This is a genomic window from Pseudomonas sp. Q1 (assembly GCF_009935975.1).
In the GTDB taxonomy this organism is placed as follows: domain Bacteria; phylum Pseudomonadota; class Gammaproteobacteria; order Pseudomonadales; family Pseudomonadaceae; genus Aquipseudomonas; species Aquipseudomonas palleroniana.
This window is the reverse complement of sequence record NZ_QODI01000009.1, coordinates 197,220-220,624: the sequence shown is the minus strand read 5'-3', so window position 1 is coordinate 220,624 and position 23,405 is coordinate 197,220. Positions and strand designations below refer to the sequence as shown.

Below are 23,405 nucleotides of genomic sequence, written 5' to 3'. Positions count from 1 at the left end.
GGTGGTACTATGCCCCGCTCGAAGTGACTCAACTTCATCATGTCCAAAAACGATTCGGCACCGTATTCCAAACAAAGGCCTGTCACCCCCCATGACCGGCTTTCCCGCAGCGAACCTTCATTGGCTCCATCCGCTATGTACGCCAGCCTCAAGTCACTCATCACAAGGTCCGTGTCCCGCAGCAATGCCCGCCGCCTGGTCCTCGCCTTGTGCCTGTGCTCGTTGCTGGTCAGCCTGTGGGCCTATAGCCACAACGCCCCCCTGCCGCTCTCGATCCTTCTGCTCAACCTCATCACCTTGATCGTGGTGGGCGTTCAGCAATGGCACTCGCGCAAATCCATCAAGTTCCAGCCCCAGGAACTGGCCGACCGCCTGCTGCAAGTCCAGGAAAACGAACGCCACCGGCTCAGCCGCGACCTGCACGATGACATCGGCCAATTGCTGACCGCCGCCAAACTGCAAAGCGAATGGCTCAAGCGCCGACTGCCGGACGACCTGCAAAGCCAATGCACGGTGCTATGCAATACCCTGAATGAGACCCTGGCCAAAGTGCGTGACGTATCGGCGATTCTCAACCCGCGCCAGTTGGCCAGCCTGGGCCTGGAAGCCAGCCTGCGCGCGCACCTGCTCAAGACCCTGGAAAACACCCCGATCCACTGGAGCCTGGAATGCCAGCAACGGTTGACCGGCATCCCCGAAGAAATGGCCGTTGCCGCCTTTCGCATCACCCAGGAAGCGGTGACCAACATGCTCCGCCACGCCCAGGCGCAGAACCTGCGGGTGCGCCTGCAGCGCCTGCCCGAAGGCTTGTCGCTGATGATCTGCGATGACGGCCGTGGCTTTTCACCCGCGCCCAACCCGGGCCTGATGGGCCAGCGGGGCATGGCCGGCATGGTCGAACGGATCGATCAACTGGGAGGCTCTTTGTCCGTCAACAGCCAACCCGGCCAGGGCACACGGATCGACGCACTTTTCCCCTGGGCGCCCCGCGCCCTCGAACGGGCCAGCGCCCCTAAGGCTCTTGAGTGACTTGCACACTACTCCTGGTGGATGACCACGCTCTGATCCGGGCCGGCGTGCGCGCGCTGATCCAGGATATCCCCGGCTACACCGTGATTGGCGAAGCCGACGATGGCGCGCAAGTGCTGGAGGCCTTCAGCACCTTGCAGCCGGACATCGTGCTGCTGGACCTGTCGATGAAACACACCGGTGGCCTGGATGCCTTGCAGCAGCTCAAAGCGGCCTACCCCAAGAGCAAGGTGCTGATCCTGTCGATGCACACCGACCCCGAGTTGATCATGCGCGCGCTGGAGTCCGGCGCCCACGGCTACCTGCTCAAGGACACCACGGCCAACGAGCTGGAACACGCCTTGCTGGCCCTGCGCAACAATGAGCGCTACCTGAGTCCCGCCATTGCCCACACCGTGATCAACCAGGCATTGATCCGCAGCCAGGGGCCGGCCTCCCCCGTCGCCCACAACCACACCCTCACGGCACGCCAGCTGGAGATCCTGCGCTTGATCGTGCGCGGCAAATCCACCCGGGAAATCGCCCAGGGGCTGGGCTTGAGCATCAAGACGGTGGAAGCCCATCGCTCGCAGATCATGAAGCGCCTGCAGATCTATGACGTCGCCGGCCTGGTGTTATTCGCCGTTCGCGAGCAGATCATCAGCCTGGACGACTAGGGGCGAGCCCAGCGGCAAGTGCACGCGCAAGGCCTTGGGCAACGCACTGAAACGCAAATCGTCGCCCTGCAGCGGTTCGCCATCCAGGTTGATATACAACCCTTCGGCCACCTTGATTTCGACCCAGGGCAAGCGTGCCCGCACAAACATATTGTCCAGGCCCCAGCCGTCACTCATCAGGGTCAGCAAAGTGCCGACCACTTCCTGGGGCGCCGGCAGAATGCTGATATCCAGCAAGCCATCATCGGCCAACGCGCCCGGGCACAACACATGCCCACCGCCCGCTTGGCGACCGTTGCCGATACCGAGCGCGAGCAGATCACCTTTCCAGTGAAAGCCGGGGCCTTCCAGCTCACCATAGGCCGCCTTCAATTCGCTGAATCGGGTCAGGCCGGTGAACAGGTAGGCGGCGCCGCCCAGGACCTTTTTCAGGTCTTCCGAGGTATTGGCGGTGACCTGGCTGCCGAAGCCGCCAGTGGCCATGTTGAGGAAGATTTGCCCGCCGGCCTGGCCGAGGTCGATGGCCCGAGGTGGCACGTCCAGCAGTGCCAATGCCTGTGCAGGTTCCAGCGGCACGCCGGCGGCGCGGGCAAAGTCGTTGGCGGTGCCCAGGGGCATCAGGACCAGGCTGGCGTCGGTCTTGGCCCGGGCCATGGCTTCGGCGACGTCACGCAGCGTACCGTCGCCGCCACCGGCGATGATGTGGGTGTAGCCGTCAGCCAGGGCTTCATTGACCAGGCGTTGGGCGTCGCCGCCTTCCCATGTGACCCGCACGGCCAACTCATCACCCTGCTCGCGCCGAGCCTGTACGGCCGCGCGCACGTCCTCGTTCAAGGCTTGTTTGCCGTGAAGGATCAATAGAGCTTTGGGGCTGGTCATGGGTGGGTGACTCCAGGGGTTGAGGGTTCCTGAAGGATGTGGACATTCGGTGAGGGGGAAAAAGTCATTGGGTGAGGGAAATTAATTCGTTGGGCCCGAACAACGACACTGTACGAGGGGGCTGCCGATGAGGGTGGGCCAGTGGATGAATCGGGTGCCTGACCCACTGCAATCGGGAGCAAGCCCCCTCCCACAGGTAAGGACCCACTCAGCTCTTGTGAAGCTTGCTCATCAACTGCGCCTCCGCCTGGGTCAACCCACACGACTGCGTCAGCTCATCCACCGTAGCGCCCATGCCGACCAACTTCGCCGCCTGGGCGAACGACAAGCTCGTCGGGTCACGCTGTTCAATCTGCGCCAGCTTGTCCGGCAATGGCCCGAGGATGGCGCGCAGTTCATGCACCTCATCCCCCACCTTCACCGTCGTTTGCTGGAAGTGATCAACACGCTTGACCAGATCGATGATGCGTCGGTCACGCAAGGCATCGCGCTCAGCCTGCTGCTGGGCCAATTCCCGTTGCTGGCGCAGGTAGCGCAGCAGGAAAGCCAAAGTCCCGGCCCACAACAGGGCCAGGACAATCACCGCCGCCTCGAAGAACAATCAGATGCTCTCCAGTTCCGACCATTCTTCTTCGCTCATCATCTTGTCCAGCTCAACCAGAATCAGCAGCTCGTTGTTCTTGTTGCATACGCCCTGGATAAACTTGGCGGATTCTTCATTGCCCACGTTCGGCGCGGTTTCCACTTCCGACTGGCGCAGGTAAACCACTTCCGCCACGCTGTCGACCATGATCCCGACCACTTGCTTGTCGGCTTCGATGATCACGATACGCGTGTTGTCGCTGACTTCGACCGTGTCCAGGCCAAAACGCTGGCGGGTGTCGATCACCGTCACCACGTTGCCGCGCAGGTTGATGATGCCCAGCACATAGCTTGGCGCCCCCGGAACCGGAGCGATCTCGGTGTAGCGCAGCACTTCCTGCACGCGCATCACGTTGATACCGTAGGTTTCGTTGTCCAGTTTGAAGGTAACCCATTGCAGGATTGGATCTTCCGAACCTTGTGCGGACGCTGATTTGTTCATGCTTAGAACCCCTTCAATGCCGGCTCAACCGGCGTGTGTGCTTCGCTAACCGCATTCGCATGCGGGCCTTATTGTTCAATCAACTGCGCGGGTGCGCAGGCATCGACTTGACGGCACCGCTGGCGATCAATTCGGCCAGTTCGGCGACGTCGAGCAATGCGCACATATGTTCGATCACGGTGCCTGCCAGCCAGGGTCGTTGGCCACGGTGGCTGCGCCATTTGATTTCGTTCGGGTCCAGGCGCAACGAGCGGCTGACTTGATGCACCGCCAACCCCCATTCGTAGCCCTGCACCGAGATCACGTATTGCAAGCCCTGGCGAAAATCGTCGCGGTAGCGGTCGGGCATCACCCAACGGGCGGTATCCAGCACTTTAAGATTACCGGCCTGGCTGGGCAGGATGCCGAGGAACCAATCCGGTTGCCCGAACAACGGTGTCAGTTCCTGGCCTTCCAGAGAATAGATCGAACCCAGGCACACCAACGGCACCGCCAGGGTCAGCCCGGCGACATCGAATAACAGGCATTCGAAGGGCTCGGCGGCCCAGGATGGGCGGCCGTCACCGGTGTCCGGCGGCGGTGTGATGCTCGGTGGCAGGTGCACGTCTGCAACGGGCTCAACCACGACCGGCTCGACCGGCGCCACAACCGGCACTGCCGCCACGACCGGCACCACCACAGGGGCGACCACGACATGGGCGTCACGCGCCTGCTCTTCCAATACGGCCAGCTGGAATTCATCCAGCATAGTGTCTGCGGCGATGGCCGGTTCAAGTTCCAGCACCGGCTCCGGCAAGGGTTCCTCGGTCGCATCCTGCAGCAAGGCGTCCAGGTAGGACTCCAGTGCCAATTGCGGCCGGGTCTTGAGTTTGACAGGACGGTTCATCAAGCCACCTGCGCTACAAGCTGCTGGGCCAGCAGGTGCTTGAGCAACGCACGATAAGCCAGCACGCCACGGCTTTTGCCATCGAACTGCGAGGGCGTCAGGCCCGCGCGGCTGGCGTCACGCAAGCGCGTGTCGACCGGGATGTAGCCATTCCAGATGGTGTCCGGGTAGGCATCGCGTAATACCCGCAAGGTGCCGAGGGACGCTTGGGTACGGCGGTCGAACAAGGTCGGCACAATGCAGAACGGCAGCGCCTGTTTACGCGAGCGGTTGATCATCGCCAGGGTGCTGACCATGCGCTCCAGGCCTTTGACGGCCAAGTGCTCGGTCTGCACCGGGATCACCAGTTGCTGGCTGGCCGCCAAGGCGTTGACCATCAGCACGCCGAGCAACGGCGGGCTGTCGATAATGGCGTAGTCGAAGTCCTGCCACAGCTGCGCCAGGGTCTTGGCGATCACCAGGCCCAGCCCGCTCTGCCCCGGCGACTGGCGCTCAAGGGTCGCCAGCGCGGTGCTGGAGGGCAGCAGGGAAATGCTTTCGTTACTGGTGGGCAGCAGCAATTGCCCCGGCAAGTCGCTGGGTACGCTGCCCTTGTGCAGGAACAGGTCGTAGCAACTGTGCTCCAGCGCATCCGGGTCGTAGCCGAAATAGCTGGTCATGGAGCCATGGGGGTCGAGGTCGACCACGACCACACGCTTGCCCGCTTCGGCCAGCAAGCCGGCTAAGGCGATGGAGGTGGTGGTCTTGCCGACTCCACCCTTTTGATTGGCAACTGCCCAGACTCTCATTCGGTTGGTTCCTCCCGGTGGGCAAAAGCGCGACCGAGACATTGCATCAGTTATTGAGCCAGTGACGGGGAATTGACGCTCCCCTGCCGAACCGGCGGCTTGACCACAGGCGGTGCAGTTTGTGTGCCAGCCCGCCTCAATGCCGCATCCGGTGTTGCATTAGCCGTTCCCGTACCCGTCAGGCTACGGCGTACATCGAGGTTGCGCGACACCACCAATACCACACGGCGGTTACGTGCGCGGCCTTCGGCGGTCGCATTATTGGCCACCGGCTGGAACTCACCATAGCCCACCGACGCCAAGCGCTCAGGGTTCACACCCTGCATCGCCAGCATGCGCACGATACTGGCGGCGCGGGCGGATGAGAGCTCCCAGTTGGTCGGGTACTGCGCGGTGTTGATGGGGAAATTGTCGGTAAAGCCTTCGACATGGATCGGGTTTTCAAACGGTTTGAGAATCGCCGCCACCTTGTCGATGATGGTGAACGCCTGATCGCTGGGCATGGCATCGGCACTGGCGAACAGCAGGCTGGAATTAAGCTCGATCTCCACCCACAGCTCATTGCCGCGCACGGTCATCTGGTTGGACTTGATCAGGTCACCGAACGCGGCGCTGATATCGTCGGCGATGCTTTTGAGCGGGTCGCTGGTGCCGCCGATACCGGCGGCGACTTCATCGCTGTCGTTGACCAGCGGCTTGGCCGGGGTCACGGTCTTGGGTCGTTCATCACCGATGGGAATCGGCTTGATCGAGCGATCAGTGTCGTTGAACACCCCGATCAGCGCCTGGGAAATGACCTTGTACTTGCCTTCGTTGATCGACGAGATGGAATACATCACCACGAAAAACGCGAACAGCAAGGTGATGAAGTCCGCGTAGGACACCAGCCAGCGCTCATGATTGACGTGTTCTTCAGGCTCGCGACGGCGACGGCTCACAGGCAGACACCTCTCTGACCAAGATTGACCGCTTCATTGTGATTGTGGCGAGCGAGCTTGCTCGCGCTGGGACGCGAAGCGGCCCCAAAACCAGGCGACGCGCTCCATCTGAAGAAATAGGTAGGCTGTATTGGGGCTGCTTCGCAGCCCAGCGCGAGCAAGCTCGCTCGCCACAGGTTGATAGCCATCGCCATCAATCCATGAAGCCCTGGAGCTTCAATTCGATGGAGCGCGGGTTCTCGCCCTCGGCAATCGACAGCAAACCTTCCAGCAGCATCTCCCGGTAACGTGACTGACGCATGGCGATCAACTTGAGCTTGCTGGCCACCGGCAACAGCACCAGGTTGGCACTGGCCACGCCATAGATGGTGGCGACAAATGCCACGGCAATGCCGCTGCCCAATTGCGACGGATCGGCCAGGTTGCCCATGACGTGAATCAGGCCCATCACCGCACCGATGATGCCAATGGTCGGCGCGTAGCCGCCCATGCTTTCAAAGACTTTGGCCGCGTTGATGTCACGGCTTTCCTGTGTGTAGAAATCCACTTCGAGGATGCTGCGGATCGCTTCCGGCTCGGCGCCGTCCACCAGCAGCTGCAAGCCTTTGCGTGCGTAGCTGTCGGGCTCGGCATCGGCCACGCCTTCCAGACCCAGCAGGCCCTCCTTGCGCGCGGTGAGGCTCCAGTTGACCACACGATCGATGCCACCGAGCAGGTCGATACGCGGTGGAAAAATGATCCACACCAGAATCTGCATGGCACGCTTGAACGAGCTCAGGGGCGATTGCAGCAAGGCTGCGCCCACGGTGCCGCCGATCACGATCAACGCCGCCGGGCCGTTGGCCAAGGCGCCGAGGTGGCCGCCTTCGAGGAAGTTGCCGCCGATGATCGCGACAAACGCCAGGGTGATACCGATCAAGCTCAACACATCCATCAGAGGCAGGCCTCCGCCAGATGCTTGCCGATGTCGTCCAGGCTGTACACGGCGTCGGCCAGGTCGGCCTTGACGATGGCCATGGGCATGCCATAGATCACGCAGCTGGCCTCATCCTGGGCCCAGACCGTGCTGCCCCCCTGCTTGAGCAGGCGTGCACCTTCACGGCCGTCGGCGCCCATGCCGGTGAGCACCACCGCCAGAACTTTGTCGCCGTAGGACTTGGCCGCCGAACCGAAGGTGATATCCACGCACGGCTTGTAGTTAAGGCGTTCATCGCCCGGCAGGATTTTCACCGCGCCACGGCCATCCACCATCATCTGCTTGCCACCCGGCGCCAGCAACGCCAGGCCAGGACGCAGGATGTCGCCGTCTTCGGCTTCCTTGACGCTGATGCGGCACAGCTTGTCCAGACGTTCGGCGAAGGCTTTGGTAAACGCGGCGGGCATATGCTGCACCAGCACTATCGGCGCCGGAAAGTTGGCCGGCAGTTGGGTCAATACGCGTTGCAGGGCGACCGGGCCGCCGGTTGAGGTACCGATAGCCACTAGCTTGTAGGCTTTGCGCTTGGGCGCGGGCGAATGAGCGCTCGGCGCCGAAGCACGGACGGGAGCCACGGCGGGCCGCGCCACTGGCGCAGGCGCCGGACGCGCGAATGAGGAACTGGTCGGCGCAGGTGCCGCCACTGGCGCAGGTGCAGGTGCAGGTGCAGGCGTGCTGAACAGGCTGCGGCGGTTGCTGCGGGAAATGCTGTGCACCTTCTCGCACAGCATCTGCTTGACCTTCTCGGGGTTGCGCGAGATGTCTTCGAAATTCTTCGGCAGGAAGTCCACCGCACCCGCGTCCAGCGCATCCAGGGTTACCCGGGCACCTTCATGGGTCAGCGACGAGAACATCAATACCGGGGTCGGGCAGCGTTGCATGATGTGGCGAACTGCCGTGATGCCATCCATCATCGGCATCTCGTAGTCCATGGTGATCACGTCCGGCTTCAACGCAATGGCCTGATCAATCGCCTCTTTACCGTTGGTGGCCGTGCCGACCACCTGAATGGTCGGATCGGCGGAAAGAATTTCCGAGACGCGGCGGCGGAAGAAACCCGAATCGTCCACCACCAGGACCTTGACTGCCATAAACACTCCGTTAGGTGGGGCGGGCACGATTGCCCAACCCCCACCAGAATCAAATACGCCGAGCGGCGTAACGCTTGAGCATGCTCGGAACATCGAGAATCAGCGCGATCCGACCGTCACCGGTGATGGTCGCACCCGACATGCCCGGGGTTCCCTGCAGCATTTTGCCCAAAGGCTTGATGACCACTTCTTCCTGGCCCACCAGTTGATCGACCACAAAGCCGATACGCTGGGTGCCCACGGACAGGATCACCACGTGGCCTTCGCGCTGCTCTTCATGGGCAGCAGACGCAACCAGCCAGCGCTTGAGGTAGAACAGCGGCAGCGCCTTGTCACGCACGATCACCACTTCCTGGCCATCCACCACATTGGTGCGCGACAGGTCGAGGTGGAAGATCTCGTTGACGTTGACCAGCGGGAACGCGAACGCCTGGTTGCCCAGCATCACCATCAGGGTCGGCATGATCGCCAAGGTCAACGGCACCTTGATCACGATCTTCGAGCCCTGGCCCTTGGTCGAGTAGATATTGATCGAGCCGTTGAGCTGGCTGATCTTGGTCTTCACCACGTCCATGCCGACGCCACGACCAGACACGTCGGAAATCTCGGTCTTGGTCGAGAAGCCCGGGGCGAAGATCAGGTTGTAGCACTCGGTGTCGGTCAGACGGTCGGCGGCATCCTTGTCCATCACACCGCGCTTGACTGCAATGTTGCGCAGGATGGTCGGGTCCATGCCCTTGCCGTCATCGGTGATCGACAACAGGATATGGTCGCCTTCTTGCTCGGCCGCCAGAATCACCTTGCCGCCGCGGGACTTGCCCGAGGCTTCACGTTCTTCAGGGGTTTCGACGCCGTGGTCGACTGCGTTGCGCACCAAGTGGACCAGCGGGTCAGCCAGGGCCTCGACCAGGTTTTTGTCGAGGTCGGTTTCTTCCCCCACCAGCTCCAGGTTGATCTCTTTCTTGAGCTGGCGCGCCAGGTCACGAACCAGGCGCGGGAAGCGGCCGAAGACTTTCTTGATCGGCTGCATCCGCGTTTTCATCACAGCGGTCTGCAGGTCGGCGGTGACCACGTCGAGGTTCGACACGGCCTTCTGCATCGACTCGTCGCCACTGCTCAGGCCCAGGCGTACCAGGCGGTTACGCACCAACACCAGCTCGCCGACCATGTTCATGATGTCGTCCAGCCGCGCCGTGTCCACGCGCACCGTGGTTTCAGCTTCGCTGGCCGGCTTTTCGGCCACTGGTGCAGCGGCGGCACGCGCCGGTGCAGGCGCTGCAGCGGCCGGCGCAGCAGCAGGAGCCGGCTTGGCGGCAGCAGGTGCAGCAGCAGGTGCAGGTGCAGGTTTCGCCGCTACCGGGGTAGCGGTCGCAGCCGCCGCCGGGGGTACTTCACTGAACTTGCCCTTGCCGTGCAATTCGTCGAGCAAGGCTTCGAATTCGTGCTCGGAAATCAGCCCGTCGCCGGCTGGCTGCGCACTGGCAGGCGGCGTAACAGGCGGCTTGGCAGCCGTCGGCGCAGCCGCTGTCGCGGCAACTTCCGGCAGGGCTTCGGCCGCGAACGTGCCTTTGCCGTGCAGTTGGTCGAGCAACGCTTCGAATTCGTCGTCGGTAATGTCGGTGCTGGCCGGGGCCGCAGGCGCTTCGGAAGCTGCAGCAGGCGCCACGGCATCGGCGGCGAACTGGCCCTTGCCATGCAACTGGTCGAGCAAGGATTCAAATTCGGCGTCGGTGATGTCTTCGCTGGTCGGCACGGCAGCAGGTGCCGCCGGAGCTTCGGCTTCGGCCTTCGCCGCACTGAGGGAGTTGAGCAGTTGCTCGAACTCGCTATCGGTCACATCCGGCTCAGGTTCGGCAACCGGTTCCGGTTCCGGGGCGGCTTCCACCGCCGGCGCGGCCGAGGTATCGGCAGGCTCTGCGTAGCGCGCCAGGGCGGCCAGCAGCTCGGGCGTGGCGGCCGTGATCGGCGCGCGTTCACGGACCTGGCTGAACATGCCATTGACCGCATCCAGGGCTTCGAGAATCACGTCCATCAATTCCGAATCAACGTGACGCTCACCCTTGCGCAGGATGTCGAACACGTTCTCGGCGATGTGGCAGCACTCCACCAGCTCATGGAGCTGGAGGAAGCCGGCGCCCCCTTTTACAGTGTGAAAACCGCGAAAAATTGCATTGAGCAGGTTCGCATCATCCGGGCGGCTTTCCAGCTCGACCAGTTGCTCGGACAGTTGCTCTAAAATTTCGCCGGCCTCTACAAGGAAATCCTGAAGGATCTCTTCATCGGCGCCGAAGCTCATGTGGGTGCTCCTTAGAAGCCTAAACTGGACAGCAAATCGTCTACGTCATCTTGACCGGATACGACGTCTTCACGTTTATCGGCATGAATCTGCGGACCTTCACCCTTGGCGAGATGTTTTTGTGGATCTTTTTCCGAAAGGATCGCTGCGCGGTCATGTTCGATACCGGCAAAGCGGTCGACCTGGCCGGCCATCAGCACCAATTTGAGCAGGTTGCTTTCCACTTCGGTGACCAACTGGGTCACACGCTTGATCACTTGACCGGTGAGGTCCTGGTAATCCTGGGCCAGCAAAATGTCGTTGAGGTTGCTGGAAACCGTACGGTTGTCCTGCTCACTGCGCGACAGGAAACCTTCAACCCGACGCGCCAATTCACGAAACTCTTCGGCGCCCACTTCGCGGCGCATGAAGCGGCCCCAGTCAACGCTGAGGGCCTGGGCTTCGTTGGCCATGCCGTTGACCAGCGGCGTGGCGTTTTCCACCAGGTCCATGGTGCGGTTGGCCGCCGCCTCAGTCAGCCTGACCACATAGGACAAGCGTTCGGTGGCATCGGTGATTTGCGAAATTTCTTCGGCCTGGGGCATGTGCGGGTCAATCTGAAAATTGACGATCGCACTGTGCAGCTCACGTGTCAGCTTGCCCACTTCCTGATACAGGCCGCGGTCACGCGTCTGATTGAGCTCATGGATCAACTGCACCGCGTCGCCGAACTGACCTTTTTCCAGGCTTTCGACCAACTGGTGGGCATGTTTTTTCAGAGTCGACTCAAAGTCTTTCTGTGATGATTCTGTATGCTCCATAGCTCCCCCTGCGATGGCGTTAGCCGTGGATGCGCTCGAAGATTTTTTCGATCTTCTCTTTCAACGCCTGTGCAGTGAATGGCTTGACCACGTAACCGTTGACCCCAGCCTGGGCGGCTTCGATGATCTGTTCACGCTTGGCTTCGGCGGTCACCATCAACACGGGAAGGCTGCGCAATTTTTCGTCGGCGCGCACGTGGCGCAACAAGTCGATACCGGTCATGCCCGGCATGTTCCAGTCTGTTACCAGGAAGTCGATGCTCCCACTGTTGAGGATCGGGATCGCCGTAAGGCCGTCATCCGCCTCGACCGTGTTGGTGAACCCAAGGTCACGCAACAGATTTTTTATGATCCGCCGCATCGTTGAGAAGTCATCAACGATGAGGATTTTCATGTTCTTGTCCAATTCGACCTCCAAGCAGTCTTAAACGCGCCCAGCACCTGGACGCGCCATTTCAATCAACAGGCGTTACACAACAAAGGACTGCCCAGGGCACCACGGCACGACCCCGCAAAAGCCTTCGACTTTCGCGGCGCGTCTACAGTGTCCCCACACTGCCTGTCAGCGCGCGCGCCACTCCCCCAACCGCCCCCGCAAGCGGGCTGCGCACTGGCTATGCAGCTGGCTGACACGCGATTCGCTGACCCCCAGGACCTCACCAATTTCCTTGAGGTTCAGCTCTTCGTCGTAGTACAGCGCCAACACCAGTCGCTCACGCTCCGGCAAATTGGCAATCGCGTCCGCCAACGCCCTCTGGAAACGCTCATCTTCCAGGTCACGCGACGGTTCGAGATGTGCACTCGCGCCGTCCTCGTGCAGCCCTTCGTGTTCGCCGTCCTGCAACAGGTCGTCGAAACTGAACAGGCGGCTGCCCAAGGTATCGTTCAAAATCCCGTAATAATCATCGAGACTCAATTGGAGTTCGGCCGCAACTTCATGATCTTTAGCGTCACGACCGGTTTTTGCTTCAATTGCGCGAATGGCATCACTGACCATTCGCGTGTTGCGGTGTACCGAACGCGGCGCCCAATCCCCTTTACGGACCTCATCGAGCATCGCGCCACGGATACGGATACCCGCATACGTCTCGAAACTCGCACCCTTGCTCGCGTCATATTTGGTCGACACTTCGAGCAAGCCGATCATGCCGGCCTGGATCAGGTCTTCCACCTGCACACTGGCCGGCAGGCGCGCCAGCAAGTGGTAGGCAATGCGCTTGACCAAGGGCGCATAACGCTCGATCAATTCGCCCTGGCTGTCACGTGCCGATTTCTTGTAAAGGTTATAGCCGCTGGCTGTCATAGCACCGGTCCTGCGCTCGTCTGATGCACCAATCGCTCGACGAAAAACTCCAGATGCCCCCGCGGGTTGGCAGGCAACGGCCAGGTATCGACCTTCTGGGCAATAGCCTTGAACGCCAACGCGCATTTGGAACGAGGGAACGCTTCATAGACCGCGCGCTGCTTTTGCACGGCCTTGCGCACACACTCGTCATAGGGAACTGCGCCAACGTATTGTAAGGCGACATCGAGAAAACGGTCCGTGACCTTGGTCAACTTGGCGAACAGATTCCGGCCTTCCTGCGGACTTTGGGCCATGTTGGCCAGCACGCGGAAGCGGTTCATGCCGTAGTCACGGTTAAGCAGTTTGATCAGAGCATAGGCGTCGGTGATCGAGGTGGGTTCGTCGCAGACCACCAGCAACACTTCTTGCGCGGCGCGCACGAAGCTGACCACGGATTCGCCGATCCCGGCGGCGGTGTCGATCACCAGCACATCGAGGTTGTCGCCGATATCGCTGAACGCCTGGATCAGGCCGGCGTGCTGCGCCGGGCTCAGGTGCACCATGCTCTGGGTGCCCGAGGCGGCAGGCACGATACGAATGCCTCCGGGGCCTTGCAGCAGCACATCGCGCAGCTCGCAACGGCCCTCGATCACATCGGCGAGGGTGTGTTTGGGTGTCAGCCCCAGCAGAACGTCCACGTTCGCCAGGCCCAGGTCAGCATCCAGCAGCATGACGCGACGGCCAAGTTCTGCCAGGGCCAGGGACAAATTCACCGACACGTTAGTTTTCCCGACGCCACCTTTGCCGCCGGTCACCGCGATCACCTGTACAGGATGCATGCTGCCCATTTTATTTCTTTACCTTGTCTTGCTTAGACGCAGGCTACACGGCTTGGTCGCGTGAATCGCTTGCAGACCATCAATGTAGATACATTTCACAGTGCTCATCCTGCCTCACCCCACCCGTTTTGCCGGGTTGTGGTAAAGGTCGGCGAACATATCAGCCATCGCTTCCTCGCTAGGCTCTTCTTGCATTTGCACGCTGACAGCACGGCTGACCAACTGATGACGACGCGGCAGATGCAAATCATCTGGAATCCGCGGGCCATCGGTCAGGTAGGCAACCGGTAATTCATGACCGATAGCCAGGCTCAACACCTCACCCAAGTTTGCAGTTTCGTCTAGTTTGGTGAGGATGCAACCCGCCAGGCCGCAACGTTTGTAGCTGTGGTACGCAGCGGTAAGAACCTGTTTCTGGCTGGTGGTTGCAAGCACCAGGTAATTTTTCGCCTTGATGCCACGCCCGGCCAGGCTTTCCAACTGCATGCGCAGCGCCGGATCGCTGGCTTGCAGGCCGGCGGTGTCGATCAACACCACGCGCTTGCGCAACAGCGGGTCAAGGGCATTGGCCAGGGACTGGCCCGGGTCGACGTGGGTCACCGGCACATTGAGGATGCGCCCCAGGGTCTTGAGCTGTTCCTGGGCGCCGATACGATAACTGTCCATGCTCACCAGCGCGATACTCGACGCGCCGTACTTGAGCACATACCGGGCGGCCAGCTTGGCCAGGGTGGTGGTCTTGCCCATGCCGGCCGGGCCGACCATGGCGATCACGCCGCCCTCTTCCAGCGGTTCGAGCTCCGGGGTGACGATCATGCGGGCCAAGTGGGCCAGCAACATACGCCACGCCTGGCGGGGCTCTTCGACCTCGGTGGTCAGCGCCAGCAGGTCGCGGGACAGCGGGCCGGACAGGCCGATACGCTGCAAGCGACGCCACAGGTTGGCCTGGTGCGGCTTGCTGCCTTGCAACTGTGTCCAGGCCAACGAACCCAACTGCACTTCGAGCAGTTCACGCAGGCCATTGAGTTCAGAGCGCATCGAGTCGAACACGCGCTGGTCGACCGCAGCCGCCGGGGCCGGCGCTGCGGGACGTGGCGGTTCAACGAAGGTCGGCTCGACCAGCGGCTCGGCGGCCGTCAGCGGCAGGCCGGCGAACAATTGGCGATTGGTGGTAGCGTCGCTGTCGCCACGCATGCTCAGCTCGGCCTGGGCCGACACAATGCGCGAGGCGGTCTTGCGCAACTCGTCTTCGAGTTCCATGTTCGGCACGCGCGGCGCCAACGCCTGGGGGGTGTAATCCAGGGCAGCCGTCAGCTCGACACCGCCGGCAATGCGACGGTTACCGATAATCGCGGCATCGGCGCCCAGCTCATCACGGACCAGTTTCATGGCCTGACGCATATCGGCGGCGAAAAAACGCTTAACTTGCATAACCCACTACCCTCAGCCGTTGGGCCCTACTGTCGCGACGATAGTCACTTGCTTGTTGTCAGGAATTTCCTGATAAGCCAAAACGTGCAAATTCGGTACTGCCAGGCGTCCGAACCGCGACAACATCGCTCGAACCGGCCCCGCCACCAGCAGAATCACCGGATGGCCCGCCATTTCCTGGCGCTGCGCCGCTTCGATCAACGAACGCTGGAGTTTTTCAGCCATGCTCGGCTCCAGCAGAACGCCCTCTTCCTGGCCTTGTCCGGCCTTCTGGATACTATTGAGCAATATTTGTTCCAACCTGGGCTCCAAGGTGATCACAGGCAGCTCAGACTCAATGCCTACAATGCTTTGCACGATGGCACGGGACAAGCCGACGCGCACGGCGGCCACCAGAGCGGCAGTATCTTGACTCTTGGCGGCATTGTTGGCGATGGCTTCCGCGATGCTGCGAATGTCGCGCACCGGCACTTGCTCGGCGAGCAACGCCTGCAGCACTTTGAGCAACTGCGACAGCGACAGCACCCCCGGCACCAGCTCTTCGGCCAGTTTTGGCGAGGCTTTGGCCAGCAACCCCATCAATTGCTGGACTTCCTCATGGCCGATCAGCTCATGGGAGTGCTTGTACAGAATCTGGTTAAGGTGGGTGGCAACCACCGTGCTGGCGTCCACCACCGTATATCCGAGGGATTGCGCCTGGCTGCGCTGGCTGACTTCGACCCACACCGCATCCAGGCCGAAAGCCGGATCTTTGGCGGTAATGCCATTGAGCGTACCGAACACCTGGCCGGGGTTGATCGCCAGTTCGCGGTCCGGGTAGATCTCGGCTTCGGCCAGGATCACACCCATCAGGGTCAGGCGGTAGGCACTGGGGGCCAGGTCGAGGTTGTCGCGGATGTGTACGGTCGGCATCAGGAAGCCCAGGTCCTGGGACAACTTCTTGCGGACCCCCTTGATGCGCGCAAGCAACTGGCCGCCCTGGTTACGGTCCACCAGAGGGATCAGGCGGTAGCCCACTTCCAGGCCGATCATGTCGATCGGGGTCACGTCGTCCCAGCCAAGCTCCTTGGTTTCCTGGGCGCGGGCCGGCGATGGCAACAGTTCCTGCTGACGGGCGATTTCCTGCTGAGCCAGCACTTTCACCTGGTTTTGCTTGCGCCAGAACAGGTAGGCAGCGCCGGCCGCCATGGCCGCCATGCTGAGGAACGACACATGCGGCATACCCGGCACAATGCCCATGATCGCCATAATCGCTGCCGCCACCGCCAGCGCCTTCGGCGAGGCGAACATCTGGCGGCTGATCTGCTTGCCCATGTCTTCGGAACCCGAAGCACGGGTCACCATGATGGCTGCGGCTGTGGATAACAACAGTGATGGCAATTGCGCCACTAAACCGTCACCAATGGTCAGCAAGGCGTAGACCTTGCCCGCATCACCGAACGTCATGCCGTGCTGGAAGATACCGACCGCCATGCCGCCGATCAGGTTGATGAACAGAATCAGCAAGCCGGCAATGGCGTCACCGCGCACGAATTTGCTGGCACCGTCCATGGAACCGTAAAACTCGGCTTCCTGGGCGACTTCCGCACGCCGCGCCTTGGCCTGGCCCTGGTCGATCAGACCAGCGTTGAGGTCGGCGTCGATAGCCATCTGTTTGCCAGGCATTGCATCGAGGGTAAACCGCGCGCTTACCTCGGAAATTCGTCCGGCACCCTTGGTCACCACCACGAAGTTGATGATCATCAGGATCGCGAACACGACGATACCGACCACGTAGTTACCGCCGATCACCACCTCACCGAAGGCCTGAATCACCTTACCGGCGGCGGCGTGGCCGTCCTGGCCGTGCAGCATCACCACCCGGGTAGACGCCACGTTCAGTGCCAGGCGCAACAGCGTGGCAACCAGCAGGATGGTGGGGAAAACCGCGAAGTCCAGGGGCCGCAGGGCGTAGACGCACACCAGCAGCACCACGACCGACAGGGCAATGTTGAAAGTGAAGAACACGTCCAGCAAGAACGGCGGCATCGGCAACATCATCATTGCCAGCATCACCAGCAACAACAATGGCACACCCAGATTGCCCCGCGAGAGGTCAGTCAGGGTGCCACGGGCCGTGCTGAGCATTTGAGAGCGATCCACCGGTATTCCTCGTGTCCCTTGAAGCAAAGTTTTGACGCCGGGAGGCGTCCTGCAGGCCGGGTTGCAAGAAGCCTTCCAACTTTTGCTCCAAGGGACAGATCGCCCTCAGCAAGGGCATGTTGCCGGATTTACGCGGGACGCACGTCTTCCGCCTGAGGACCTTTTTGCCCCTGGGTTATTTCAAACTCCACTTTTTCACCTTCGCCAACGGTTTTGAATCCTTCACCTCGAATCGCGGAATAGTGGACAAAAACGTCAGCCCCGCCACCCTCCGGAGTGATAAAGCCGAAGCCTTTTTCCGCGTTAAACCATTTCACAGTGCCTGTTGCCATCGCCGTTCTCCTGACTTATCACTCAAGAACTCGCGGGATAACCCTGACGCCGACTGCATAAATACCATCGGGTCGGTGTATCCCCTGAAACTCCACGTGCTGGCCCACCGCGAGCCGAATGCAGCGCGAACCGATGAGATCCACTTTCACGTCGTCCTCACCTTTCAGGGCAATCAAACCTTTTCCGGAGTGCGGGTCATAAGATTTGACCTTGCCTCTGAGTAGTTTCAAAACCATTCTCCCTGCATCTCGTTTACAGCCTGCGCGCAGTGCTTGAGGCAATAGAACCGCGAGGGGGCTTTGCTGACTACTGTCAAAGTTGACAGGTGGCGGGCATTCACGACGAGTGGTATGAGCCCGCTCTCTCTGTAGGAGCAAGCTTGCTCGCGAAGGACGTCAACGAAGACGCGGGAAAGCTGGAAATACGAGGGGTCTTTGAGTTTTTCGCGAGCAAGCTCGCTCCTACATGATTTGGCGCATTAGCGTGGCTTTCAGGAATCCCGACGCAATTCCGGCGGAATCGGCAGATCCTTCAGCGGGTCCGGACGCTTGCCCTTGCCCGCTCGGTATTGGCGGATCTGATAGACATACGCCAGCACCTGGGCCACGGCCAGGTACAACCCGGCGGGAATCTCTTGATCGAGATCGGTGGAATAGAAGATCGACCGCGCAAGCGCCGGCGACTCAAGCAGCAGGATGTCGTTGGCCACGGCGATTTCGCGGATTTTCAGGGCCGTGAAGTCGCTGCCCTTGGCCAGCAGCATCGGCGCGCCGCCCTTCTCCGGGTCGTACTTGAGCGCCACGGCGTAGTGAGTCGGGTTGGTGATGACCACATCGGCATCGGGCACCGCCGCCATCATCTTGCGCTGGGACATTTCGCGTTGCAGTTGCCGGATACGCTGCTTGACCTCGGGGCGTCCTTCCTGGTCCTTGTGCTCGTCGCGCACTTCCTGCTTGGTCATCAGCAGTTTCTTGTGGCTTTCCCACAGCTGGATCGGCGCATCCACCGCCGCAATGATGATCAGCCCGCAGGCCATCCACAGCGCACTCCAGCCCACCACTTGTACGCTGTGGATGATGGCTGACTCCAACGGCTCGTGGGCGATGCGCAGCAAGTCGTCGATATCGGACGACAATACCGTCAGCGCCACGAACAGAATCAGGATGAATTTGGCCAGCGCCTTGAGCAACTCAACCAGTGCCTTGCCGGAAAACATACGCTTGAGCCCCGGCCCCGGGTTCATCCGGCTGAACTTGGGCGCCATGCTGCCGGCGGCAAACAACCAGCCCCCCAAGGACACCGGGCCGATCAACGCCGCCAGCAGCAGCGTGATCAGCACCGGCTGCACCGCCAGCAGGGCGATCTTGCCCGAGTGCAGCAGGTACAGGCCCATGGCGCCGGGACTCAGCAACACCTCACGGGGCAAGGCGAAGTTGAGCTTCATCAGCTCCATCAGGTCCAGCGCCAGGCCGCCGCCGTAGATCAACAGGCCACCGGCGCCGGCCAGCATCACGGCGAGTGTGTTGAGCTCTTTGGAGCGGGCAATCTCGCCCTTTTCCCGGGACTCCTTCTTACGTTTCTCCGTGGGGTCTTCTGTTTTGTCCTGACCACTCTCGCTCTCGGCCATGGCTCAGCGCGCCCGTGCCAGATCACGTAAAAACTGCAAGGCGTCGGTCGCCAGCGGTTGATACTGATTGAGAATGTCAGCCATGCCGACCCAGAAAATCCCCATGCCCAGCACCAGGGTCAGGGGGAAACCGATCGAGAAGATATTCAACTGCGGCGCCGCACGGGTCATCACCCCAAACGCGATGTTGACCACCAGCAGCGCGGTGATTGCCGGCAGCACCAGCAACAGCGAAGCGCCCAGCACCCAAGTCAGGCGACCGACCAACTCCCAGAAATGGTTGACCACCAACCCCGAGCCCACCGGCAAGGTGGTGAAGCTCTCAGTCATGACCTCGAACACCACCAGATGGCCATTCATCGACAGGAACAGCAACGTCACCAGCATGGTCAGGAACTGCCCGATCACCGCTGCCGACACGCCGTTGGTGGGGTCGACCATGGACGCGAAGCCCATGCCCATCTGGATCGAGATAATTTGCCCGGCGATCACAAACGCCTGGAAGAACAGGGTCAGCGAAAAGCCCAGCAATGCGCCGATCAGGATCTGCTCGGCAATCAGCAACAACGCGCTGAGGTCCAGGGCATTCACCGGCGGCATCGGCGGCAGCCCGGGGACAATCACCACGGTAATGGCAACGGCGAAATACAGGCGGATACGTCGCGGGACCAAGGTGGTGCCGAACACCGGCATGGTCATCAGCACCGCCGTCACGCGAAACATCGGCAAGATGAAAGACGCCACCCAGGTACTGATCTGGGTGTCGGTCAAAGCCAACACGGATTGCATGGGCGGGTCAGCCGATCAACTGCGGAATACTGCCGTACAACTGCAGGATGTATTCCATGAAAGTGCGCACCAGCCACGGGCCGGCGACAATCAGGGTGACCAGCATCACCAGCAGGCGTGGCAAGAAGCTCAAGGTCTGTTCGTTGATCTGGGTCGCGGCCTGGAACATCGCCACCAGCAGGCCGACCAACAGGCTCGGCACCACCAGCACGGCGACCATCATGGTGGTCAGCCACAGCGCTTCACGGAACAGGTCGACCGCAACTTCTGGAGTCATCGCGCTATACCCCTCCGAAACTGCCGGCCAAGGTGCCGATAATCAGCGCCCAGCCGTCCACCAGCACAAACAGCATGATCTTGAACGGCAACGAGATGATCAGCGGCGACAACATCATCATCCCCATGGCCATCAACACACTCGCTACCACCAGGTCGATGATCAGGAACGGGATGAAGATCATGAAGCCGATCTGGAACGCGGTCTTCAATTCGGACGTGACGAACGCCGGCACCAGGATGGTCAACGGGGCCTGATCCGGGGTGGCGATGTCGGTACGCTTGGACAAACGCATGAACAGCTCAAGGTCGCTGGAGCGCGTCTGCGAGAGCATGAAGTCCTTGATCGGCCCCTGGGCCTTGTCGATCGCGTCCTGGGCGGTGAGCTTTTCCGCCAGGTACGGTTGCAGGGCTTGCTGGTTCACCTTGTCGAACACCGGCGCCATGATGAACAGCGTCAGGAACAAGGCCATGCCGGTGAGGATCTGGTTCGACGGCGTCTGCTGCAGGCCCAGGGCCTGGCGCAGGATCGAGAAGACAATGATGATCCGCGTGAAGCTGGTCATCAGCATGACAAACGCCGGGATAAAACTCAGCGCGGTCATGATCAACAGGATCTGCAGGCTGACCGAATACTCCTGCGCCCCGGCGGCATTGGTGCCCAGCGTGATTGCCGGGATCGACAACGGGTCGGCGGCCCACGCCAATGGTGCAGCCAGCAACAGCATGAGCGTCAATAAAACGCGCATTACTTCTTATCCTTCTGATCCTTGCCCAGCAACTCCATCAGGCGCTGGGCGAATTCTGGCGTGGCGGCCTCGGTCTTGGCCGCTTCCACCGGCGTCTTGAGCACATGCAGCGCAGTGATGCGGCCCGGTGTGATACCCAGCAGGATCTGCTCCTCGCCGACCTGCACCAGCACCAGGCGATCACGCGGGCCTAGGGCCCGCGAGCCGATCATCTCGATGACCTGACCATTGCCCGGGCCGATGCGCTGCACACGACGCATCAACCAGGCCAGCACGAAAATCAAGCCGACCACCAGCAACAACCCCAGCACCAGCTGGGTCAACTGGCCGCCGATGCCACTGCTGACCACAGGAGCCGCCGCCACTTGCGCGACCGGCTCCGCCGCCAGGGCGCTCAATGGCAGCGCCAGTAACAGTCCCGCCATCGAAGACTTCATATCAGCGCAACTTCTTGATGCGTTCGCTCGGGCTGATCACGTCGGTCAGGCGGATACCGAACTTCTCGTTGACCACCACCACTTCGCCGTGGGCAATCAATGTCCCGTTGACCAGCACGTCCAGCGGCTCACCGGCCAGGCGGTCGAGCTCGATCACCGAACCCTGGTTGAGTTGCAGCAGGTTGCGGATGTTGATTTCGGTACTGCCCACTTCCATGGAAATCGACACCGGGATGTCGAGGATCACGTCCAGGTTCGGCCCGTCGAGGCTCACCGGGTTGTTGTTTTTCGGCATGCTGCCGAATTCTTCCATGGGCAGGCGAGCGCCGGCGGATGAGCTGGCGGCGTCGGCGGCCAGCAGCGCGTCGATATCGTCCTGGCCTACATCGCCGGTCTCTTCCAGGGCTGCCGCCCATTCGTCAGCCAGAGCCTGGTCTTCGGCGGAAGTGTTTTCGTGTTCGGTAGCCATTACATGTCCTCGGCGAAGCAAACATTCATCAATAAATTAGGGCGGGTCAGCGGCGGTTGATCGGTTCGATCACTTGCAACGCCAGGTTGCCCTTGTGGGAACCGAGCTTGACCTTGAACGATGGCACACCATTGGCCCGCATGATCATTTCTTCGGGCAAGTCCACCGGAATGACGTCCCCCGGCTGCATGTGCAAAATGTCGCGCAGACGCAACTGGCGACGGGCGACGGTGGCGTTCAGCGGCACGTCGACATCCAGCAGGTCTTCGCGCAGGGCCTTGACCCAACGCTCGTCCTGGTCGTCCAGGTCGGACTGGAAACCGGCGTCGAGCATTTCACGCACCGGCTCGATCATCGAATACGGCATGGTCACGTGCAGGTCGCCGCCACCGCCATCGAGTTCGATGTGGAAAGTGGAGACCACAATGGCCTCGCTGGGGCCGACGATGTTGGCCATGGCCGGGTTCACTTCCGAGTTGATGTACTCGAAATTGACTTCCATGATCGCCTGCCAGGCTTCCTTCAAGTCGATAAAGGCTTGCTCCAGCACCATGCGCACCACACGCAATTCAGTCGGGGTGAATTCACGGCCTTCGATCTTGGCGTGACGGCCGTCGCCACCGAAGAAGTTATCCACCAGCTTGAACACCAATTTAGCGTCAAGGATGAACAACGCGGTGCCGCGCAACGGCTTGATCTTGACCAGGTTGAGGCTGGTGGGCACGTACAGCGAGTGCACGTACTCGCCGAACTTCATCACCTGCACGCCGCCCACCGCCACATCCGCCGAGCGGCGCAGCATGTTGAACATGCTGATACGAGTGTAGCGGGCAAAACGCTCATTGATCATTTCCAGGGTCGGCATGCGTCCACGGACGATGCGATCCTGGCTGGTCAGGTCGTAGCTTTTGATGCTGCCGGGCTCGGCAGCCATGTCGGTCTGTACCAGACCATCGTCGACGCCATGCAACAGCGCATCGATTTCATCCTGGGACAGCAGGTCTTGCACGGCCATGTCGTGATCCTACTGCAATACGAAGTTAGTGAAGAGCGCCTGCTCGACCACGACTTTGCCGAGCTCTTTCTGGGCCACTTCCTGCACACTGGCAGTGACCTTCTGACGCAGCATTTCCTGGCCCACAGGGGTGGCCAGGGTGTCGAAGCTCTGCCCGGAGAACAGCATCACCAGGTTGTTGCGGATCACCGGCATATGCACCTTGAGGGCGTCCAGATCTGCCTGGTTACGCGCCAGCAAGGTGATGCTCACCTGCAGGTAGCGTTGATGACCGTTCTGATTGAAGTTGGCGACAAAGGCCGGAAGCATCGGCTCGAAGATTGCCGGTTGCTTGACGTTAGTGGCGGTTTCGGCGGCGGGGGCCGGTTTGCTGGCACTGCTGTGCATGATGTACCACGTGCCGCCAACAGAGGCGCCAATGGCCAGGAGCAGGCCCAGCACAATCACCAGGATCAGCTTGAGCTTGCCTTTGCCTGCGGGTGGAGTTGCTGCGTCGTCGCTCTTCGCCATGCCAATAATCCGTCACTATTCGGGGATTCATAGATCTACGGAAAGGCAAGAGCAAGTGTTATGCCAGAGTTGTCTGCCAT

27 protein-coding genes are annotated in these 23,405 nt (G+C 61.0%); 2 read left to right on the top strand and 25 right to left on the bottom strand.

Annotated features, from left to right (window positions below):
* The first annotated feature begins 135 nt into the window (after positions 1-135).
* Together DK870_RS16365 and DK870_RS16360 are read left to right on the top strand one after the other, a co-directional pair.
* The gene (locus DK870_RS16365) at positions 136-1,029 is read left to right on the top strand and encodes a sensor histidine kinase (protein WP_060756007.1); all 894 of its coding nucleotides are present in this window, start codon (positions 136-138) and stop codon (positions 1,027-1,029) included.
* The gene (locus DK870_RS16360; RefSeq protein WP_060756008.1) at positions 1,026-1,685 is read left to right on the top strand and encodes a response regulator transcription factor; all 660 of its coding nucleotides are present in this window, start codon (positions 1,026-1,028) and stop codon (positions 1,683-1,685) included. The genes DK870_RS16365 and DK870_RS16360 overlap by 4 nt, the downstream gene beginning before the upstream one ends.
* On the opposite strand, the gene yegS is transcribed toward DK870_RS16360, so the two are convergent.
* From yegS to fliL, 25 genes are all read right to left on the bottom strand, one after another.
* The gene (yegS, locus tag DK870_RS16355; protein ID WP_090369542.1) at positions 1,644-2,564 is read right to left on the bottom strand and encodes a lipid kinase YegS; all 921 of its coding nucleotides are present in this window, start codon (positions 2,562-2,564) and stop codon (positions 1,644-1,646) included. The two genes, DK870_RS16360 and yegS, sit on opposite strands and share 42 nt — an antisense overlap.
* 208 nt (positions 2,565-2,772) lie before the next feature.
* Positions 2,773-3,165, bottom strand: a complete 393-nt coding sequence (locus DK870_RS16350) for a DUF2802 domain-containing protein (protein WP_060756010.1) — start codon at positions 3,163-3,165, stop codon at positions 2,773-2,775.
* The gene (locus DK870_RS16345) at positions 3,166-3,648 is read right to left on the bottom strand and encodes a chemotaxis protein CheW (RefSeq protein ID WP_060756011.1); all 483 of its coding nucleotides are present in this window, start codon (positions 3,646-3,648) and stop codon (positions 3,166-3,168) included.
* Between the two features lie 79 nt (positions 3,649-3,727).
* The gene (locus DK870_RS16340; protein WP_060756012.1) at positions 3,728-4,534 is read right to left on the bottom strand and encodes a CheW domain-containing protein; all 807 of its coding nucleotides are present in this window, start codon (positions 4,532-4,534) and stop codon (positions 3,728-3,730) included.
* On the bottom strand, positions 4,534-5,322 hold the full coding sequence (locus DK870_RS16335) for a ParA family protein (protein WP_060756013.1): 789 nt from the start codon (positions 5,320-5,322) through the stop codon (positions 4,534-4,536). The genes DK870_RS16340 and DK870_RS16335 overlap by 1 nt, the downstream gene beginning before the upstream one ends.
* 50 nt (positions 5,323-5,372) lie before the next feature.
* On the bottom strand, positions 5,373-6,260 hold the full coding sequence (gene motD, locus DK870_RS16330) for a flagellar motor protein MotD (protein WP_060756014.1): 888 nt from the start codon (positions 6,258-6,260) through the stop codon (positions 5,373-5,375).
* Between the two features lie 193 nt (positions 6,261-6,453).
* Entirely contained in the window at positions 6,454-7,194 is a 741-nt protein-coding gene (locus tag DK870_RS16325) for a flagellar motor protein (protein WP_161549135.1), read from the bottom strand.
* The gene (locus DK870_RS16320; RefSeq protein ID WP_161549134.1) at positions 7,194-8,327 is read right to left on the bottom strand and encodes a chemotaxis response regulator protein-glutamate methylesterase; all 1,134 of its coding nucleotides are present in this window, start codon (positions 8,325-8,327) and stop codon (positions 7,194-7,196) included. Before DK870_RS16320 ends, DK870_RS16325 begins: the two co-directional genes overlap by 1 nt.
* 49 nt (positions 8,328-8,376) lie before the next feature.
* A complete protein-coding gene (locus tag DK870_RS16315; RefSeq protein ID WP_161549133.1) occupies positions 8,377-10,623 on the bottom strand; it encodes a chemotaxis protein CheA in 2,247 nt (748 codons plus the stop codon).
* Positions 10,624-10,634: 11 nt separating this feature from the next.
* The gene (locus DK870_RS16310) at positions 10,635-11,423 is read right to left on the bottom strand and encodes a protein phosphatase CheZ (RefSeq protein ID WP_060756018.1); all 789 of its coding nucleotides are present in this window, start codon (positions 11,421-11,423) and stop codon (positions 10,635-10,637) included.
* A 19-nt stretch (positions 11,424-11,442) separates the two neighbouring features.
* The gene (locus DK870_RS16305; protein ID WP_160385018.1) at positions 11,443-11,817 is read right to left on the bottom strand and encodes a chemotaxis response regulator CheY; all 375 of its coding nucleotides are present in this window, start codon (positions 11,815-11,817) and stop codon (positions 11,443-11,445) included.
* A gap of 168 nt (positions 11,818-11,985) precedes the next feature.
* A complete protein-coding gene (fliA, locus tag DK870_RS16300) occupies positions 11,986-12,726 on the bottom strand; it encodes an RNA polymerase sigma factor FliA (RefSeq protein WP_060756019.1) in 741 nt (246 codons plus the stop codon).
* Entirely contained in the window at positions 12,723-13,556 is an 834-nt protein-coding gene (gene fleN / locus DK870_RS16295; RefSeq protein WP_003192912.1) for a flagellar synthesis regulator FleN, read from the bottom strand. Before fleN ends, fliA begins: the two co-directional genes overlap by 4 nt.
* Before the next feature lie 105 nt (positions 13,557-13,661).
* Complete coding sequence (gene flhF / locus DK870_RS16290) at positions 13,662-14,978, bottom strand: flagellar biosynthesis protein FlhF (protein WP_161549132.1); 1,317 nt, start codon at positions 14,976-14,978, stop codon at positions 13,662-13,664.
* Positions 14,979-14,990: 12 nt separating this feature from the next.
* Positions 14,991-17,105, bottom strand: coding sequence for a flagellar biosynthesis protein FlhA (gene flhA / locus DK870_RS16285; protein ID WP_218580543.1), 2,115 nt, complete (start codon positions 17,103-17,105; stop codon positions 14,991-14,993).
* A 143-nt stretch (positions 17,106-17,248) separates the two neighbouring features.
* Positions 17,249-17,452, bottom strand: a complete 204-nt coding sequence (locus DK870_RS16280; RefSeq protein ID WP_060756022.1) for a cold-shock protein — start codon at positions 17,450-17,452, stop codon at positions 17,249-17,251.
* A gap of 18 nt (positions 17,453-17,470) precedes the next feature.
* Positions 17,471-17,683, bottom strand: coding sequence for a cold-shock protein (locus DK870_RS16275; RefSeq protein WP_372241678.1), 213 nt, complete (start codon positions 17,681-17,683; stop codon positions 17,471-17,473).
* 260 nt (positions 17,684-17,943) lie between these two features.
* Positions 17,944-19,080, bottom strand: a complete 1,137-nt coding sequence (gene flhB, locus DK870_RS16270; RefSeq protein WP_060756024.1) for a flagellar biosynthesis protein FlhB — start codon at positions 19,078-19,080, stop codon at positions 17,944-17,946.
* Between the two features lie 3 nt (positions 19,081-19,083).
* Positions 19,084-19,869 carry a flagellar biosynthetic protein FliR gene (fliR, locus tag DK870_RS16265; protein WP_060756025.1) on the bottom strand — a complete coding sequence of 262 codons (786 nt, stop codon included), beginning with the start codon at positions 19,867-19,869 and terminating at the stop codon, positions 19,084-19,086.
* 7 nt (positions 19,870-19,876) lie between these two features.
* Positions 19,877-20,146, bottom strand: coding sequence for a flagellar biosynthesis protein FliQ (gene fliQ, locus DK870_RS16260; protein WP_060756026.1), 270 nt, complete (start codon positions 20,144-20,146; stop codon positions 19,877-19,879).
* Between the two features lie 4 nt (positions 20,147-20,150).
* On the bottom strand, positions 20,151-20,894 hold the full coding sequence (fliP, locus tag DK870_RS16255; protein ID WP_060756027.1) for a flagellar type III secretion system pore protein FliP: 744 nt from the start codon (positions 20,892-20,894) through the stop codon (positions 20,151-20,153).
* Positions 20,894-21,331 (bottom strand): flagellar biosynthetic protein FliO, encoded by a 438-nt coding sequence (fliO, locus tag DK870_RS16250; RefSeq protein WP_161549131.1) that lies wholly within the window; start codon positions 21,329-21,331, stop codon positions 20,894-20,896. Before fliO ends, fliP begins: the two co-directional genes overlap by 1 nt.
* Before the next feature lies 1 nt (position 21,332).
* On the bottom strand, positions 21,333-21,800 hold the full coding sequence (gene fliN / locus DK870_RS16245) for a flagellar motor switch protein FliN (protein ID WP_161549130.1): 468 nt from the start codon (positions 21,798-21,800) through the stop codon (positions 21,333-21,335).
* A 46-nt stretch (positions 21,801-21,846) separates the two neighbouring features.
* Positions 21,847-22,815, bottom strand: coding sequence for a flagellar motor switch protein FliM (gene fliM / locus DK870_RS16240; protein ID WP_090369530.1), 969 nt, complete (start codon positions 22,813-22,815; stop codon positions 21,847-21,849).
* A 9-nt stretch (positions 22,816-22,824) separates the two neighbouring features.
* Positions 22,825-23,325, bottom strand: coding sequence for a flagellar basal body-associated protein FliL (gene fliL, locus DK870_RS16235; protein WP_060756031.1), 501 nt, complete (start codon positions 23,323-23,325; stop codon positions 22,825-22,827).
* Between the last annotated feature and the right edge of the window lie 80 nt (positions 23,326-23,405).

What these genes read in the sequence shown, in the direction of transcription:
- DK870_RS16365 (WP_060756007.1), top strand. Translation starts at nt 136, where the DNA reads ATGTACGCCAGCCTCAAGTCACTCATCACAAGGTCCGTGTCCCGCAGC.
- yegS (WP_090369542.1), bottom strand. Translation starts at nt 2,564, where the DNA reads ATGACCAGCCCCAAAGCTCTATTGATCCTTCACGGCAAACAAGCCTTG.
- DK870_RS16345 (WP_060756011.1), bottom strand. Translation starts at nt 3,648, where the DNA reads ATGAACAAATCAGCGTCCGCACAAGGTTCGGAAGATCCAATCCTGCAA.
- DK870_RS16340 (WP_060756012.1), bottom strand. Translation starts at nt 4,534, where the DNA reads ATGAACCGTCCTGTCAAACTCAAGACCCGGCCGCAATTGGCACTGGAG.
- DK870_RS16335 (WP_060756013.1), bottom strand. Translation starts at nt 5,322, where the DNA reads ATGAGAGTCTGGGCAGTTGCCAATCAAAAGGGTGGAGTCGGCAAGACC.
- DK870_RS16325 (WP_161549135.1), bottom strand. Translation starts at nt 7,194, where the DNA reads ATGGATGTGTTGAGCTTGATCGGTATCACCCTGGCGTTTGTCGCGATC.
- DK870_RS16320 (WP_161549134.1), bottom strand. Translation starts at nt 8,327, where the DNA reads ATGGCAGTCAAGGTCCTGGTGGTGGACGATTCGGGTTTCTTCCGCCGC.
- DK870_RS16315 (WP_161549133.1), bottom strand. Translation starts at nt 10,623, where the DNA reads ATGAGCTTCGGCGCCGATGAAGAGATCCTTCAGGATTTCCTTGTAGAG.
- DK870_RS16310 (WP_060756018.1), bottom strand. Translation starts at nt 11,423, where the DNA reads ATGGAGCATACAGAATCATCACAGAAAGACTTTGAGTCGACTCTGAAA.
- DK870_RS16305 (WP_160385018.1), bottom strand. Translation starts at nt 11,817, where the DNA reads ATGAAAATCCTCATCGTTGATGACTTCTCAACGATGCGGCGGATCATA.
- fliA (WP_060756019.1), bottom strand. Translation starts at nt 12,726, where the DNA reads ATGACAGCCAGCGGCTATAACCTTTACAAGAAATCGGCACGTGACAGC.
- fleN (WP_003192912.1), bottom strand. Translation starts at nt 13,556, where the DNA reads ATGGGCAGCATGCATCCTGTACAGGTGATCGCGGTGACCGGCGGCAAA.
- flhF (WP_161549132.1), bottom strand. Translation starts at nt 14,978, where the DNA reads ATGCAAGTTAAGCGTTTTTTCGCCGCCGATATGCGTCAGGCCATGAAA.
- flhA (WP_218580543.1), bottom strand. Translation starts at nt 17,105, where the DNA reads ATGCTCAGCACGGCCCGTGGCACCCTGACTGACCTCTCGCGGGGCAAT.
- DK870_RS16280 (WP_060756022.1), bottom strand. Translation starts at nt 17,452, where the DNA reads ATGGCAACAGGCACTGTGAAATGGTTTAACGCGGAAAAAGGCTTCGGC.
- flhB (WP_060756024.1), bottom strand. Translation starts at nt 19,080, where the DNA reads ATGGCCGAGAGCGAGAGTGGTCAGGACAAAACAGAAGACCCCACGGAG.
- fliR (WP_060756025.1), bottom strand. Translation starts at nt 19,869, where the DNA reads ATGCAATCCGTGTTGGCTTTGACCGACACCCAGATCAGTACCTGGGTG.
- fliQ (WP_060756026.1), bottom strand. Translation starts at nt 20,146, where the DNA reads ATGACTCCAGAAGTTGCGGTCGACCTGTTCCGTGAAGCGCTGTGGCTG.
- fliP (WP_060756027.1), bottom strand. Translation starts at nt 20,894, where the DNA reads ATGCGCGTTTTATTGACGCTCATGCTGTTGCTGGCTGCACCATTGGCG.
- fliO (WP_161549131.1), bottom strand. Translation starts at nt 21,331, where the DNA reads ATGAAGTCTTCGATGGCGGGACTGTTACTGGCGCTGCCATTGAGCGCC.
- fliN (WP_161549130.1), bottom strand. Translation starts at nt 21,800, where the DNA reads ATGGCTACCGAACACGAAAACACTTCCGCCGAAGACCAGGCTCTGGCT.
- fliM (WP_090369530.1), bottom strand. Translation starts at nt 22,815, where the DNA reads ATGGCCGTGCAAGACCTGCTGTCCCAGGATGAAATCGATGCGCTGTTG.
- fliL (WP_060756031.1), bottom strand. Translation starts at nt 23,325, where the DNA reads ATGGCGAAGAGCGACGACGCAGCAACTCCACCCGCAGGCAAAGGCAAG.